Source organism: Terrabacter sp. 05T424 (genome assembly GCF_056396225.1).
The window spans coordinates 167,623-183,382 of record NZ_JBFTLB010000007.1; the positions used below are offsets into that span (position 1 = coordinate 167,623).

General features: G+C 69.9%; 12 protein-coding genes, 1 tRNA gene and 1 pseudogene. 4 read left to right on the top strand and 10 right to left on the bottom strand.

The window, feature by feature from the left end:
- Nucleotides 1–3 precede the first annotated feature (3 nt).
- Complete coding sequence (locus tag AC1DE0_RS15370; protein WP_478102063.1) at nt 4–1,194, bottom strand: PrsW family intramembrane metalloprotease; 1,191 nt, start codon at nt 1,192–1,194, stop codon at nt 4–6.
- Nucleotides 1,195–1,273: 79 nt separating this feature from the next.
- Between AC1DE0_RS15370 and orn the strand changes: the two genes are divergently transcribed.
- On the top strand, nt 1,274–1,897 hold the full coding sequence (orn, locus tag AC1DE0_RS15375; RefSeq protein WP_478102065.1) for an oligoribonuclease: 624 nt from the start codon (nt 1,274–1,276) through the stop codon (nt 1,895–1,897).
- A gap of 188 nt (nt 1,898–2,085) precedes the next feature.
- A tRNA-His gene (locus tag AC1DE0_RS15380) sits at nt 2,086–2,161 on the top strand.
- A 77-nt stretch (nt 2,162–2,238) separates the two neighbouring features.
- Here the strand turns inward: AC1DE0_RS15380 and AC1DE0_RS15385 are convergent.
- The 9 genes and pseudogenes from AC1DE0_RS15385 to AC1DE0_RS15425 all read right to left on the bottom strand — a co-directional run bounded on the left by AC1DE0_RS15385 (nt 2,239) and on the right by AC1DE0_RS15425 (nt 12,199).
- A complete protein-coding gene (locus AC1DE0_RS15385; RefSeq protein WP_478102067.1) occupies nt 2,239–2,688 on the bottom strand; it encodes a hypothetical protein in 450 nt (149 codons plus the stop codon).
- Nucleotides 2,685–4,163, bottom strand: coding sequence for a right-handed parallel beta-helix repeat-containing protein (locus tag AC1DE0_RS15390; RefSeq protein ID WP_478102069.1), 1,479 nt, complete (start codon nt 4,161–4,163; stop codon nt 2,685–2,687). The genes AC1DE0_RS15385 and AC1DE0_RS15390 overlap by 4 nt, the downstream gene beginning before the upstream one ends.
- Nucleotides 4,164–4,343: 180 nt before the next feature.
- Entirely contained in the window at nt 4,344–5,837 is a 1,494-nt protein-coding gene (locus AC1DE0_RS15395; RefSeq protein ID WP_478102558.1) for a glycoside hydrolase family 3 protein, read from the bottom strand.
- Nucleotides 5,838–5,957: 120 nt separating this feature from the next.
- Nucleotides 5,958–6,410, bottom strand: a pseudogene (locus AC1DE0_RS15400) (glycoside hydrolase family 3 N-terminal domain-containing protein); the annotation flags it as partial.
- Between the two features lie 12 nt (nt 6,411–6,422).
- Entirely contained in the window at nt 6,423–6,785 is a 363-nt protein-coding gene (locus AC1DE0_RS15405; RefSeq protein ID WP_478102071.1) for a hypothetical protein, read from the bottom strand.
- Nucleotides 6,778–9,075 (bottom strand): alpha-L-rhamnosidase, encoded by a 2,298-nt coding sequence (locus AC1DE0_RS15410; RefSeq protein WP_478102073.1) that lies wholly within the window; start codon nt 9,073–9,075, stop codon nt 6,778–6,780. The genes AC1DE0_RS15405 and AC1DE0_RS15410 overlap by 8 nt, the downstream gene beginning before the upstream one ends.
- Before the next feature lie 39 nt (nt 9,076–9,114).
- The gene (locus AC1DE0_RS15415; protein ID WP_478102075.1) at nt 9,115–9,948 is read right to left on the bottom strand and encodes a carbohydrate ABC transporter permease; all 834 of its coding nucleotides are present in this window, start codon (nt 9,946–9,948) and stop codon (nt 9,115–9,117) included.
- Entirely contained in the window at nt 9,945–10,907 is a 963-nt protein-coding gene (locus AC1DE0_RS15420; RefSeq protein WP_478102077.1) for a carbohydrate ABC transporter permease, read from the bottom strand. Before AC1DE0_RS15420 ends, AC1DE0_RS15415 begins: the two co-directional genes overlap by 4 nt.
- On the bottom strand, nt 10,901–12,199 hold the full coding sequence (locus tag AC1DE0_RS15425; protein WP_478102079.1) for an ABC transporter substrate-binding protein: 1,299 nt from the start codon (nt 12,197–12,199) through the stop codon (nt 10,901–10,903). Before AC1DE0_RS15425 ends, AC1DE0_RS15420 begins: the two co-directional genes overlap by 7 nt.
- A gap of 281 nt (nt 12,200–12,480) precedes the next feature.
- Between AC1DE0_RS15425 and rhaI the strand changes: the two genes are divergently transcribed.
- The gene (rhaI, locus tag AC1DE0_RS15430; protein WP_478102083.1) at nt 12,481–13,647 is read left to right on the top strand and encodes an L-rhamnose isomerase; all 1,167 of its coding nucleotides are present in this window, start codon (nt 12,481–12,483) and stop codon (nt 13,645–13,647) included.
- 67 nt (nt 13,648–13,714) lie between these two features.
- Nucleotides 13,715–15,760: a bifunctional aldolase/short-chain dehydrogenase gene (locus AC1DE0_RS15435; protein ID WP_478102087.1), complete on the top strand. Its 2,046-nt coding sequence runs from the start codon at nt 13,715–13,717 to the stop codon at nt 15,758–15,760.

The following is a 15,760-nucleotide window of genomic DNA, read 5'->3' on the forward strand; positions in this document are numbered from 1 at the left end:
GGCTCAGGTGACGGGCGACCCGATGAAGTCGCGGCGGTGGGCCGTGATCGCCTCGAGCAGCACCATCTCGCGCTCCGACGCGCCGTCCTCGGCCGTGCCGTGGACCAGCCGCGAACGGAGCAGCGCCAGGTCGCTCGCGCTGTCCTGGAAGGCGTCCATCGACTTCTTCGCCGCGCGTCCGCCGTTGCGCCGCGCCCAGGTCCGCGCCGACCGACGCAGGCGCAGCTGCGACAGCATCGTCACCTCGGCGTGCGTCAGCCACCCGGCGTCGGCGTACGGCGACAGGTAGCGACCGATGAGCCGGCCCTCACGACGCCGCAGCCAGAACAGGAAGGCGACGAAGGCCAGGAACAGCGGCACCTGGTAGGTCACGTACGCCTCGAAGAAGCCGTCCATGCCGGCGAGCGCCGAGAGGTTCCAGAGGCCGTGGAGGATCATCGCGCAGACCCAGCCGGCGACGACGGCCAGGACGCGGACGAGCGGACGGCGTGCCGACACCGCGATGCCGATGCCGATGCCGGTCAGCGACGTGAAGAGCGGGTGGCCGAACGGCCCCATCAGGCCACGCACCAGGAAGGTCGAGGTGAGGCCCTCGTCGCCGTACTCGTTGTAGGCCTGCCCCAGGTAGAGGATGTTCTCGCTGAAGGCGAAGCCTGCACCGATGAGACCGGCGTAGACGATGCCGTCGATGATGCCGTCGAACTCGCGTCGACGCAGCAGGTAGATCAGCAGGATGCCGAGCCCCTTCAGGGTCTCCTCGGTGACGGGCGCGAGGTAGACCGCGCCGGTCTGGAGCGGGTCGGTCCAGGTGGCCTCGACGAGCAGCTTGAGACCGAACGTGTTGAGGAAGAACGCCCCCACGACGGCGACCAGCGCACCCCAGAGGAACGAGAACACTTGGTAGCGAACGGGTTCGGCTTCGTAGCGGTCGAGCCAGAGGAACGTGGGGACGATGATGAAGAGCGGGATGATCGCCATCAGAGCCGACGTGACGATGGTCTGCGCGCTGAGCCGCTCGCCGAGGATGCCGAGGAGGATCAGCAGGCAGACGAGGAAGACCGAGGCCGAGACGCCGATGGTGAGGGCGGTTCGGAGCATCGGGCGCCGGGTCGGGTTGCGCACCGGGCTCCACTGCTGCGCCTGGCCGCCCGGGCCATCGCCGGGATGCTGGGTCGTCACGTCCCCTGAGGTCATGCAGGCAGGCTAGTGCAGGCGGTTGCGTGCCGCCGTCCGTGCGCCGGGCCCGTCGCACGCGAACAACTATGGTGGTCCGGTGAGCGACACCAACCACCGAGCCATCGCCGACCGGATCATCTGGATCGACTGCGAGATGACGGGCCTATCGCTGAAGTCGGACGCCCTCGTGGAGGTCGCCGCTCTCGTCACCGACTTCGAGCTGAACCAGCTCGGTGACGGCATCGACGTCGTCGTGAAGCCGCCCGAAGAGGCGCTGGAGCAGATGGACGACTTCGTCCGCGACATGCACACGACCTCGGGCCTCATCACCGAGCTCGACTCGGGCGTGACCCTCCAGGAGGCCGAGGACATCGTCCTCGACTACATCCGCACGTTCGTGCCCGAGCCGCGCAAGGCGCCGCTGGGTGGCAACACGGTCGCCACCGACCGCGGCTTCCTCTCGCGCGACATGCCGGTGCTCGAGTCCTACCTCCACTACCGCATCATCGACGTCAGCTCGATCAAGGAGCTGTCACGTCGCTGGTACCCCCGCGTCTACTTCAACGCACCGAAGAAGTCGGGCGGGCACCGCGCCCTCGCCGACATCCGCGAGTCGATCGCGGAGCTGCGCTACTACCGCGAGGCCGTCTTCGTGCCGCAGCCCGGCCCCGACTCGGCCACGGCGAAGGCGCTCGCCTCCCCGCACGTGATCGAGCACTGACCGAGCGGGCACTGACCACGCGACGCGGATGACGGCATACATAGGCTGCTTGCGTATGCCGCCGGGCTGAGTCAGTGGGGCGCCGGCGCCTCGACGTGGGGTGGTCACGAGCACCCGTCGGGAGCCTGTACGATTGTCGACGCAGTCCCACGACGCCGAGCCCCCGGGCCCGGCTCGTGCTGTGCATGGTGGGTGTAGCTCAGCTGGTAGAGCACCTGGTTGTGGTCCAGGTGGCCGCGGGTTCAAGTCCCGTCACTCACCCCACTCGTCGAAGGCCCCGCACCATCGGTGCGGGGCCTTCGTGCGTCGTCACGCGGGTCGCCCACCACCGCGCCGACGCCTCAGCGACCGCACAGGTGGCGCAACGCCGCCAGGTCGTCGCGGATCATCACGCGGATGTCGGCACGCCGGCTGCTCGCCTGGCCCGTGTCCCCGGACGTCGTCAGGGCGACCTGGAGCGCCGCGAGGTCGTCGGCCAGGTTCTGGGCCACCTCACGCACGTCGTCGGACACCGTCACCTTCGCGACGGCGGCGGCCTTCCCCCTGGCTGCGTGCACGCCGGCGGCGCTGCCCGAGGCCGACGTCGCGCCGGCCACGTCGGTCGCGACGGCGCTCATCGAGGCGCAGTCGCCGACGGACGGCGCCGACGGACGCGCGGCCGCCTGCGACACGATGCCCGCGGGGTCGCCGGACGCACCTCCGGCGACGACCGCGGCACCCCCCGCGGCACCCAGGGCGATGACGGCCGCGACGACAGGCGCGAGACGGCCGATGGTGGATGACCGGTTCATGGCGTGACCTGCCTCAGTGTGGAGGGCTGGTACTCGTAGGCGCCGCGGTCGTCGTAGCCGCGCGGCCCGACGCCGGTGTTCACGGTGGCCGGGTCGTCGACGCGCGCCCGACCGGCCGCGTCGGTGGCGGGCTCACCGGGGGCCCCGGAGTCGGCCGAGTCGATGGCCGCCGAACCGGCTCGGAGGGTGAAGTCGCCTCCGGCCGGGTTGGTCAGCCGTGGGTCGGCCTGGATGCCGCGCAGCTCCTTGCCGCTCGCGGTGCGGAAGGCGGCCATCGACGTGTAGGAGGTCGAGCCCCACACCATCATCGTGCCGGCGGTCGTGAGGTTCACGAGGTCGGAGTCGACGCTCGTGCCGGTCTGCGAGGTCGCGTCGACGCGGATGTTGCCCCTCGTGCGCGGGCACTTGACCGTGCCGCCGACACCGTCGGGGCACCCGATGGCGTTGTCGACCGCCACGTTGTCGGCGATGGTGAACCCGGTGTCCGTGCCGGAGGCGACACCCTCGAGGTTGATGCCCGCCGCGACGTTGTTGTAGACGGTGTTGCCCACGACCGAGCTTCCCGTGACGCCGAAGTCGTCGATGCCGTGGTCACCCGTGATGCAGCCGGCCGTGTTCCCGGTGGGCGGCGGGCTGCAGTTCGACAGCGCCGCCGTGGTGAACCCCATGTTGTGGTAGCTGACGTTGTCGACGATCGTGTTGCGGTCGCCGCCCGGGTAGGACTGGATTCCGGAGTCCTCGTTGTCGTGGACCCGGTTGCCGCTGACGACGTTTCCCGGCGCGCGCAGGTCGATGCCGACCGCGTTGCGCACGTAGCCGTAGGCGTTCCACGAGCTCTCGTTGCCCGTGACCTGGTTGCCGGTGGACCCGTTGGTGAGGAAGATCCCGGACGCCGAGTTGTTCGTGACGAGGTTGCCGCTCACGACCGAGCCGGTCATCGAGTTGAGGTACATCCCGTATGCCGTCGCGCCCGACACGCGCTGACCCGAGGTACGCACCGTGTTGCCCGACAACGTCACGCCGGTGGCGTTGAAGACGTAGATGCCGTTGCTCGTCGAGGCCTGGATCGTGAAGCCGGACACCGTGATCCAGCTCTGGTTGGAGATCGTGAATCCGTGCTTGGCCCCGGAGATCGTCACCGAGGCGCCCGTCGCGGGACGGAACACGATGGGCGACCCCGAGACGCCCGAGTGCCAGGGGAACACCTCGTCGGTGTAGGTGCCCGAGGCCACCAGCACCGTCTGGCCGGCGACGGCCACCTTGGCGGCCTTCGCGATGGTGCAGAACGGCACCGCCGCGGTGCCCGACCCCGTGTCCGAGCACCCGGACCCGCCGACGTAGAGCGTGGTCACTGCTCCGTCCGCGGCCCCGAGCGGCACCGACGCCAGCCCCAGCGCGGCGACGGCGACGCACGCAGCAAGTCCCGCGCTGCGTCTGCGTGATGGTCCCTGTCCGAATGCCCCTGACCGTGTCATCGGCGGATCCTCGTGTCTCTCGCGTCCTGCTCCCTGACCGTCCAGTGTGTGGAGGAGAGACCACCCCGTCCTCGCGCGGGCGCCCGAGAGCGGCCTACGTCGAATGGTGTAACCCCCCGACGACATCGGACAGCAGGACGATCCCCCGGCCCGCGGCCGGGGGATCGTCGCGCGGCCTCGCTACCGGGACAGCGCGGCGCCGCCGGTACGGCTGACCTCGCGCTCGAGCGGGACGCTCGCCCGGACGTCGCCGAGTCCACGGGCGACGAGCAGCGTGCCCCCACCCTCCAGGCGCACCCACGCGTGACGGCCGGCGTCCCAGCGTCGCCAGAGGCGAGGGTCGCACTCGACGGCAATGGTCCGTGTCTCACCGGGGCCGACCCGGGACGCACCCCAGCCGACGAGGCGCACCGGCTGGTCGGCCTCGGCGGGCTCGAGATAGACCTGCACGACCTCGCGGGAAGGCTTGTCGGAGGTGTTCTCGACGGGCACGGCGACGCTGACGACCTCACCCTCCACGGTCACCTCAGGGCTGCCGTATCGCCACGACCCGTAGCCGAGACCGTGCCCGAACCAGAAGGCCGGGTCGGGGGCCGCGCCCGAACGGTGCCCGCGGTAGCCGACGAAGGGACCTTCTGCATACGCGAGCACGCCCTCGTCGGGGACGACCTGCCAGGCGGGCGAGCCGCCGTCGCGTCTCGGGAAGGAGGTCACGAGTCGCCCGGAAGGCTCGACCAGCCCCAGCAGGGCGGCAGCCACGGCGTGCCCGCCCTCCTGCCCGGGGATGCCCGCCCAGAGGACGGCGTCGACCTCGTCGAGCCACGGCATCAGCACGGGGGTGGCGGCGTTGACCACGACGACCGTTCGTCGCGCAGCTGCGGCCACCGCCGAGACGAGCGCGTCCTGTGCGCCCGGCAGCGCCAGGGTCGACTTGTCGGCTGCCTCGGTCTCCTGTTCCTCGGTGAGGCCCACGACCACCACTGCGACATCGGCCTCGCCGGCCGCGGCCACCGCAGCGGAGATCACGGACTCGACTGGGTCGGGGGCCGCCCGGGCCACCAGCCCGAAGCGACCGAAGCGCACGTGGGTCAGGTCGACCTCGGCCTCGAGGTGCACCGGCCCGTCGGAGTCGATGACCGTCGTCCAGCCCGGCGGTCGGAGGATGGCCTCGCCGACGTCGTCGCTCTCGAGGCGCAGCTCGAGGTCGTGCTCGTCCCCGTCGACGACGACGGTCCACCGGCCCACGCCGACGACGCCGACCTCACGGCGCCCCGTGCCGGGGATGCGGGCGCTGAGGCGCGCGCGAGACGGCCGCTCCGCGAAGTCGTCGTCGGCGCCGAAGGAGACCATGCTGTCGGGCACCGCCTGGTCGGCCACGACACTGCCGTCGTCGCCGAGGGCGACGCACCGGATGCCGGGCTCCCCCGTCTCGGGGTGCACGACGGCCCCCGGACCGGCGGGCACCGGCCTCGTGCGCACCTCGACACCGTCGACCACCGTCGGCCGCCTGCCGAGGAGTTCTGTCAGGCCCTCGGCCACGCTGACCTGGTGCGGCGGCCGCACCTGAGCCGAACCACCGCCCATGTCGACGGTCTCGACCGCGTGACGACCGACCAGCGCGACCGTGTTGCTCGCAGCCAGCGGCAAGGTGTCGCCGTTGCGCAGGACCGTCATACCGCTCGCGGCGATGCGCAACAGCTGCTCGCGCCGTGCCTCGTCGGTCGGGGTCGGGACTTCGTGGCGCCACGCCCTGGGCGCGTCGAGCGCTCCGACCCGGTCGGCGAGCCGGAGCAGTCGCAGCACGTGATCGTCGACGGTCGACTCGGCCACATCGCCGGCCTCGACGGCGGCGACGAGCGCCTCACCCCAAGGCCCGTCGGGTCCCGGCATCACGAGGTCGAGTCCGCCGTTGGCGGCGGCCGCGGCAGACTTCGTCGCGAACCAGTCCGACATGAGCAGGCCGTCCCACCCCCACTCCCCCTTGACGATGCCGTTGTTGATGGCGTCGTGCTCGGTCGCCGGCACGCCGTTGACGTCGTTGTAGGCGGCCATGATCGACCACGGGGCGGAGTCCTCGACCGCGATCTCGAACGGGAGCAGGTAGAGCTCGCGCAGCGTCGCCTCGTCGACGACGTTGTCGACCGTGTGTCGCTCGGTCTCTGCCTCGTTGGCCACGAGGTGCTTGAGGCAGGCCCCGATCCCCTTGCCCTGCAAGCCTTTCACGTATGCCGCCGCGAGCCGTCCCGTGAGGAGCGGGTCCTACGAATACGCCTCGAACAGCCGGCCCCCGAGGGGCGAGCGGTGCAGGTTGATGGTGGGCCCGAGCACGACGTGGATGTGCTGTCGCTCGGCCTCCTCGGCGAGGATCACCCCCACCTCGTGGGCCAGCTCCTCGTCCCAGGCCGAGGCGATCAGGGTCGCGTTCGGCAGCAGCGCCACCTCGTCTGCGCCGATGAACTTCAGGCCGCGCACGCCGGTGGGGCCGTCGGAGAAGGCCATCTCGCCGAGCCCGACCGACTCGGCGCCGTGCAGGGTGAACATCGTGGCGCCGGTGAGGAGGCGCACCTTCGACGCGAGGTCGAGGCGGGCGACCCTCGCGTCGAGGTCGGCCTCGTCAGCCATGCTCGGGCCCGCTGCCCAGGGTCGAGGTGTACCGGTGGGTGCCGGCTCCGACCTCGACGGCATCGTCCGAGTCGGCCCCCGGCAGGCGCACCGTGGCCGATGCGCCGTCGGGCACGGTGACCTCGAGGGCGAACGCGTCACCGTCGAGCGTCCAGGACGTCTCGAGGTGCCCGTGTGGGGTGTCCAGCCCGGAGCGCGCCCACGTGAGTCCGCCGCCGGGACGGGGCTCGACGAGCACCCGCGAGTAGCCCGGCTCGAGCGGTGCGATGCCACCGATGGTGCGGTGCATCCAGTCGGCGACCGCACCCAGCGCGTAGTGGTTGAAGCTCGTCATCTCGCCGGGGTTGATCGTGCCGTCGGGCAGCATCGAGTCCCACCGCTCCCAGACCGTCGTGGCGCCCATCGTCACGGGGTAGAGCCACGAGGGGCACTCACGCTCGAGCAGCAGCCTGTACGCGGAGTCGAGGTGCCCCGTCGAGCTGAGGGCACCCGTGACGAACGGCGTGCCGGCAAACCCCGTCGACACGCGATAGCCGTTCTCCTGCGCCAGGTGCGCCAGGCGGTCGCCGGCATCCTGGCGATCCTGGCCCTCGAGCAGGTCGAACTCGATGGCGAGGGCGTACACCGTGGCGCAGTCGCTCGTGATGCGGCCGCCGTCGGAGACGTAGTGCTTGCGGAACGCCGAGCGCACCCGGTCGGCGAGGGCGGCGAAGTAGCCGGCGTCGTCGGGCTTGCCGAGCAGGTCGGCGGCGGCCGCCACCTGTCGCAGCGTGCGGTGGTAGCAGGCGGTCGCCACGACCCCGTTGTCGGCCTTGGCCTTGATCGGGTCGTCCGGGGGCGCCTGGGGGTCGAGCCAGTCACCGAACTGGAAACCGGTGTCCCACAGGTCCGTCTCCGACAGGAGCGACTCGACGCGTCGGGCGTGGGCCGTCATGGCGGGATAGTGGCGCGCCAAGGCGTCACGGTCGGCGTACGCCTGCCACAGCGCCCACGGCACCCACACCGCGGCGTCGCTCCAGATGGCCGTGCTCTCGGGCGCCGGGAAGTCGGACGGTGCGTCGACGTACTTCAGCACGTCAGGCACGACGAAGGGCACGAGGCCGTCGGCGTGCTGCTGCTCGGCGTCGACGTCGGCCAGCCAGTCGTCGAGGAAGCCGGACACGTCGTAGAGGTAGGCGGCGGTGGGCGCGAAGGCTGCGATGTCGCCCGTCCAGCCGAGTCGCTCGTCACGCTGCGGGCAATCGGTGGGCACGTCGAGGAAGTTGCCCTTGAGGCCCCACACCACGTTGCGGTGCAGCTGGTTCAGCAGGTCGTCGGAGCACTCGAAGGTGCCCGTGCGGCGCAGCTCGGAGTGCACGACCACGGCCTCGACCGCGCCGGTCGTCAGCTCACCGGGCCATCCCGAGACCTCTGCGTAGCGGAAGCCATGAAAGGTCTTGGTGGGCTCGAACGAGTCCACCCCTCCGCTGAGCACGAACCGGTCGGTCGCGGCTGCCGTGCGCAGCGGCCGGGTGCCGAGCTCGTCGTTCTCGAGCACCTCGGCATGGCGGATGACGATCTCGGAACCGGCGGGTCCCTGCACGGTGAAACGGAGCCAGCCGACGAGGTTCTGCCCGAAGTCGACGAGCGTCGCGCCGCCCGGCGAGGTCCACACCTTGACGGGCTCGAGCACCTCCTGGCGACGGACGGGCGGACCGGCATACGGCTGCAGGCGTCCGGCGTCGTGATCGACGGCGTGGACTCCCACCCACCCGGTGAGGTCGGCGCCCGGAGCCGTCCAGCCCGGAGTCTCCAGCCGGGCGTCGACGCTCTGGCCGTCGTAGAGGTCGTTCGCGGTCGTCGCCGACGGCCCGGCCTGCCAGGACGTGTCGGTGCCGACCACCTGGCGGTGGCCGTCGGCGAAGGTGATGTGCAGCTCGGCGAGGGCCGCGAGCTCGGACCCGTAGAAGGCGCCCCTGCCGCTCCAGCCGAGGCGACCGCGGAACCATCCGTTTCCGAGCGCGAGGCCCAGCACCGAGGATCCGGCCGCCAGCAGCGCGGTGACGTCGTGGGTGCGGTAGCGCAGTCGCCACTCGTAGCTGCTCCACCCAGGGGTGAGCACCTCGTCGGACACGGGCACGCCATTGACGGTCGGCTCGACGATGCCGTGCGCCGTCACGAACAGGGTGGCCGACGAGACGGCGCCATGACCGTCGTCGAGATCGAACTCCTTGCGCAACAAGGGCGCTCCGGCGAAGTCGTCGTCGGGGACGATCAGGTCTGCGGACCAGTCGTGGTCGTGGGAGGACATGTGGGCCTTTCGGGTGCGGGGGTCTGGGTACGGGAGGGGTCAGCCCTTGACGGCGCCGGAGGTCATGCCCGCGACGATCTTGCGGTTGAAGAAGATGAAGAGCACCAGCGGCGGCACGGTCACGAGCACGATGTTCATGAAGAGCAGGTTGTACTGCGTGTTGAACTGGCTCAGGAAGTTGTAGAGCGTCAGCTGCACGGTGGCGTTCTCGTCGCCCGGCAGGAAGTAGAGCGGGTTGACGAAGTCGTTGAAGATGAAGACCGACGAGGTCAGCACCACCGTGATGGTGACCGGTCGCAGCAGCGGGAAGATCACCCGGAAGAAGAGGGAGAGTCCCGTGCAGCCGTAGATCATGGCTGCCTCGTCGAGCTCGCGCGGGATCGCCGCCACGAACGCCCGGAAGAGCAGCACGCAGAACGACATGTTGAACGCGACCTCGACGAGGATCAGTCCGGGCAGCGTCTTGAAGACGTGCATCTGCTGCAGCACCCAGATCGTGGGGACCACGGCCGGCGGGATGATCAGGCCGGAGAGCACCAGCGCGTTGGCGATGGTGGCGGCACGCCCGGGGCGTCGCTGGATGACGTAGCCGACCATCGCGCACAGCACCACGAGGATGGTGACCGAGACGACGGTGAGGATGATGCTGTTGCGGAAGGCGGTGAGGAGCATGCCGTCGCGTGCCTCGAAGACGCCCTTGACGTTGTCGAGGATCATCCACTGGCTCGGCAGCGAGAACGTCAGGTCCGAGGACTCCGACTCGTCCTTCGACGCCGTGAGGAACATGAAGAGGAAGGGGACGACGAACACGACGAGGGCGACCAGCACGGCCACGACCTCGAGGGAGGTGCGCCGGAGCATCCGGGTTCTCATGACTGCACCTCGCGAGAGTTGAAGTACCGCGAGAGCGGATAGACGATCAGTGCCACGAGGATGAAGAGGACGACGTTCCCGGCGGTCGAGAGGCCGAAGAACCCAGCCTGGTACGTCTTGTAGATGGTCGATGCGATGACGTCGCTGCTGAAGCCCGGGCCGCCGCCGGTCATCGTCCAGATCAGGTCGAACGAACGCAGGCCGCCGATGAGCGACAGCAGGATCACCGTGAACGTCGCGGGCGCCGCGAGGGGCAGGGTGACGTTGCGGAACTTGGTCCAGGCGCCGCCACCATCGACGTCGACGGCCTCGTAGAAGTCCTTGGGGATCGCCAGGATGCCGGCGATGTAGATCAGCGTGGCGAGGCCGACGCCCTTCCAGACGTCGACGAGCGCCACCGACAGCAGGGCCGTGCTCGGGTCGCCGAGCCAGTCCGGTGAGGTGATGCCGACCTTGTCGAGGACCGTGGCCACCAGGCCGAGGTCGGGCTGGAGCAGGACGCTGAAGGTGATGCCGACCGCGACGGTGCTGACCAGGACCGGGAAGAAGATGACCGACCGCAGCAGGCCACGCGAACGGATCGGGCCCGTGAGCAGCACCGCGAAGAGCATCCCGAGGACGACCTTGAGCCCGCTCGTCACGACCGCGTACACGAGGGTGTTGCGCAGGCTGCTCACCAGTGACTGCTCGGAGAAGAACTGGCGGAAGTTGTCGAGCCCGATGAACTCCGAGTCGAAGAGGGTCCACCGGGTGAACGCGAAGTAGAACGAGATCACCGTCGGCACCAGGAAGACCAGGGCGTAGACGGCGCCCGCCGGCACGTAGAACCAGTACGGGTACGTGTGCGCCCGGACCCCGCGGAGGCCGGTGCGCCCCGGCCTGCCCTTGCGGGGTCGACCGGCCCCCGCGTCAGCACGGGGGCCGGACGCCGGGGCCTCGGCCCCCGCGTGGATCACCATCCCGGCAGTCCCAGCTGCTTGGCCTGCTTGGTCACGTCGGCGTCGTACTGCGCCGCGCCGTCCTGGGCCGGGGTCTGGCCGGTCATGACCGCGACCATGATCTGCTCCAGCGAGGGTCCCTTGACCGGGGAGACGAACTCCAGGGCCGGGGTCGAGGTCTTGGAGTCGATGTAGGCCTGCATGTCCGTCGCGACCGGGGGTGCGTTGTTCGGCAGCTTGGAGCCCTTGACGAGGTACGGACCGGTCGGCGGGACCGCGGACGAGAAGGCTTCGGTCCCAGCGACCGAGGCGACGAAGCCGACGAACTTCTTGGCCGCCTCGATGTTCTTGCTCGTCTTGGGGATGTACTGGCCGCCGGGCTCCCAGATCGTGGCGCCTGCCTTGCTGGCGTCGTCACCGGGGATGCCGAAGAAGCCGATCTTGGCGGCGTCCGCCGGCGACAGGGTCGAGATGGGGAAGGTGAGCATGGGGTACTGCGCCGCCTTGCCCTGGGCCAGCATCTTGATGCCCTGAGCGAAGGTCGTCGAGCCCGCGCTGCTGTTGAGCCAGCCCTTGGCCTTGGGCTCGGCCGCCTTCTCGAAGCCCTTGAGCGCGATCGGGTCGGTGGCGTACTTGACCTTGTTCGCCGTGTACTCGTCGGCCCACTCGGGGTTCGAGCTCGCGACGTTGTGGAAGTCGCCGAGGACGTACAGCTGCGAGGTGAAGGTGTCCTTCAGGGTGCCGAGGACCGGCGTGATCCCCGCGGCCTTGATCTTGTCGCTGTTCGCCTCGAACTCGGCCCAGGTCTTGGGCACCGACAGGCCGAGCTGGGAGTAGACGTCCTTGTTGTAGAGGATGCCGCCGCCCATCGCCGTGCCCCACGGAGCGCCGTAGACCTTGCCCTTCTGGGTGACGGCCGGCAGGAACGAGGGGTCGGTGTCCTTGAGAGCCGGGTCGTTCGTCAGGTCGACGAGGGTCTTGTCCGGGCTCAGCGCCTGAAGCAGCGACCCGGAGTTGTACCAGAAGACGTCGGCCATGTCGCCGGTCGAGAGCTTGGTCTTCACGAGGTTGTCGCCGTCCGCACCACCCGGGCGGGTCTCGGTCTTGACCGTGATCGTCGGGTTGGCCTTCTCGAAGGCCGCGATGACGGCCTTGGCGGGCTTGACCGTGGCCTCCGCGTTGTCGGTCAGCAGCGTGATCTCGGTCTTGCCCGCGCTGGAGCCGGAGTCGGAGGAGCTCGAGCAGGCTGCGAGCGGAACCAGCGCGGTCGCGGCGACAACCGCCATCGCGAGACTGGGTCGGGTGTGCTTCATGGGGTACCTCCACAGCGTTGGGGCGCGTATCCGCGTTGAGTGGTCACCGTTTTGAATCGCTTCATTCGGTCGGCTCCAAGGTAGGGTCCGGGCCACCCAGTGTCAACAGATTCCCGAGCCTTCTCGGAATTCGTGCTCAAACTGAGTTTCTCTCAGGCCTCCCTCACGCCTTGGCACCGAGCTGAGGGCTTGACCGCCCCGGCACCCTGCGCTTTACTCATCACCAGACTTCTGAAACGCTTCATTCAAACGGATGACGGCTCACACGGATCGGGACCACCATGACGGACTTCAGCGACATCTCGAGCGAGCTCGAACGGCAGGCGATCGAGCTGCCCTCCTGGGCCTTCGGCAACTCCGGCACGCGGTTCAAGGTGTTCAGCAGCGAGGGGACGCCGCGCTCGGTCGAGGAGAAGCTCGCGGATGCCGCGCAGGTGCACGCCCTCACCGGGCTGGCCCCCTCCGTCGCCCTGCACATCCCGTGGGACCGGGTGGACGACTACGACAAGCTCTCTCGCGTCGCGGAGGACCTAGGCGTCCGCCTGGGCACCATCAACTCCAACACGTTCCAGGACGACGACTACAAGCTCGGCAGCCTGACCCACGTCGACGAGCGCATCCGCGCCAAGGCCGTCGCCCACCACCTCGAGTGCATCGACATCATGGACGTCACCGGCAGCCGAGACCTCAAGATCTGGTTGGCCGACGGCACGAACTACCCCGGCCAGGGCGACCTGCGAGCACGGCAGGACCGGCTCGCCGACAGCCTCCGGCAGATCTACGAGCGCCTCGGCGACCACCAGCGACTCGTCCTCGAGTACAAGTTCTTCGAGCCGGCCTTCTACGCCACCGACGTGCCCGACTGGGGCACGTCGCTGCTGCACTGCCTCGCCCTCGGCGACCTGGCCAAGGTCTGCCTCGACACCGGGCACCACGCCCCCGGGACGAACATCGAGTTCATCGTCATGCAGCTGCTGCGCGCCGGCCGGCTCGGGTCGTTCGACTTCAACTCCCGGTTCTACGCCGACGACGACCTCATCGTCGGGGCGGCCGACCCGTTCCAGCTCTTCCGCATCCTCTTCGAGGTGATCAGGGGCGGCGGCTACGACGAGGACAGCGGCGTCGCCTTCATGCTCGACCAGTGCCACAACGTCGAGGACAAGATTCCCGGACAGATCCGCTCGGTGCTCAACGTCCAGGAGATGACGGCCCGAGCGCTGCTCGTCGACCGAGCCGCCCTGGCCGACGCCGAGCGTGACGGTGACGTGCTCGGCGGCAACGGCGTCCTCATGGACGCCTTCTACACCGACGTGCGCGCAGACCTCGCGCAGTGGCGCGGCGACCGCGGGCTCCCCAGCGACCCTATGGCTGCGTACGCCGCCAGCGGCTACCACGACCAGATCGCCGCCGACCGGGTCGGCGGCACGCAGGCCGGCTGGGGCGCCTGAGCCGAGCACCGCTCGCCGAAAACCCAGAGACATCAGACCAACCGAGCCACCTGAGGAAGACATCGAGATGACCAACACCGCCGTTGCCGAGCTGCTCGCCCGATCGAACCGGCTGGGAGCCGACCCCCGGAACACCAACTACGCCGGGGGCAACACGTCGGCCAAGGGTGCCGACACCGACCCCGTCACCGGCGAGCAGGTCGAGCTGCTCTGGGTCAAGGGCTCCGGCGGCGACCTCGGCACCCTCACCGAGCCGGGCCTCGCCGTGCTCCGGCTCGATCGCCTGCGCAGCCTCGTCGACGTCTTCCCCGGTGTGGAGCGGGAGGACGAGATGGTGGCCGCCTTCGACTACTGCCTCCACGGCAAGGGCGGCGCCGCCCCCTCGATCGACACCGCGATGCACGGCCTCGTCGATGCGCCCCACGTCGACCACCTCCACCCCGACAGCGGCATCGCCATCGCGACCGCGAAGGACGGCGAGCAGCTGACCAAGGAGATCTTCGGCGAGAAGGTCGTCTGGGTGCCGTGGCGCCGCCCCGGCTTCCAGCTGGGCCTCGACATCGCGGCCATCAAGGCGGCCAACCCCCAGGCCGTGGGCACCGTTCTCGGCGGTCACGGCATCACAGCGTGGGGCGAGACGAGCGACGAGGCAGAGGCCAGTTCGAGGTGGATCATCGAGACCGCGCAGGCCTACCTCGACGAGCACGGCTCGGCGGCGCCGTTCGGAGCCGCGGTGCCCGAGCGCGCCCCCCTCGCGGCGGAGGAGCGCCGCGCCAAGGCTGCCGCCCTCGCGCCGCACCTACGGGCCGTCGCCTCGCGCGACAGGACCATGGTGGGCCACTTCACCGACGCCGACGTCGTGCTCGAGTTCCTCGCGAGCGAAAAGCTTTCCGCCCTCGCCGAGCTCGGCACGTCGTGCCCCGACCACTTCCTGCGCACTAAGGTCAAGCCGCTCGTCGTCGACCTGCCCAGTGAGGCCTCGGTCGAGGACGTCGTCGACCGCCTGCCTGCGCTGCACGCGGCATACCGCGACGACTACCGCGGCTACTACGACCGCAACGCCACCCCCGAATCCCCCGCCATCCGCGGCGCCGACCCGGCCATCGTGCTCGTGCCGGGCGTCGGGATGTTCTCCTACGGCAAGGACAAGCAGACCGCGCGCGTCGCCGGCGAGTTCTACGTCAACGCCATCAACGTCATGCGCGGCGCCGAGTCGGTCTCCACCTACGCGCCGATCGACGAGAGCGAGAAGTTCCGCATCGAGTACTGGGCGCTCGAGGAGGCCAAGCTCCAGCGGATGCCCAAGCCGCGCAGCCACGCCGGCCGGATCGCCCTCGTCACCGGTGCGGCCGGGGGCATCGGCAAGGCGATCGCGACCCGGCTCGCGGCCGAGGGCGCCTGCGTGGTGATCGCCGACCTCGACCTCGCCAAGGCGCAGGACGCGGCGGCCGACATCAGCGGGGCCAAGGGCGCCGACGTCGTCGTGGGCGTGCAGGCGGACGTCACCGACGCTGCCCAGGTGCAGGCTGCGGTCGACGCGGCCGTGCTCGCCTTCGGGGGCCTCGACCTGCTCGTCAACAATGCCGGGCTGTCCATCAGCAAGCCGCTGCTCGACACGACCGAGGCCGACTGGGACCTGCAGCACGACGTCATGGCCAAGGGCAGCTTCCTCATGGCACAGGCCGCAGCGCGCGCGATGATCGCCCAGAAGCTGGGCGGCGACATCCTCTACATCTCGAGCAAGAACTCCGTCTTCGCCGGCCCCAACAACATCGCCTACAGCGCCGTGAAGGCCGACCAGGCCCATCAGGTGCGGCTGCTCGCGGCCGAGCTCGGCGAGCACGGCGTCCGTGTCAACGGCATCAACCCCGACGGGGTGGTGCGAGGCAGCGGCATCTTCGCCGGTGGGTGGGGCGCCAAACGCGCCGCCGTCTACGGCGTGCCCGAGGAGGAGCTCGGCGCCTACTACGCCAAGCGCACCCTGCTCGGCCGCGAGGTGCTCCCCGAGCACGTCGCGAACGCCGCCGCCGTGCTCACGTCCGACGAGCTGAGCCACACGACCGGCCTCCACGTCCCCGTCGACGCCGGCGTCGCCGCCGCGTTCCTGCGCTGA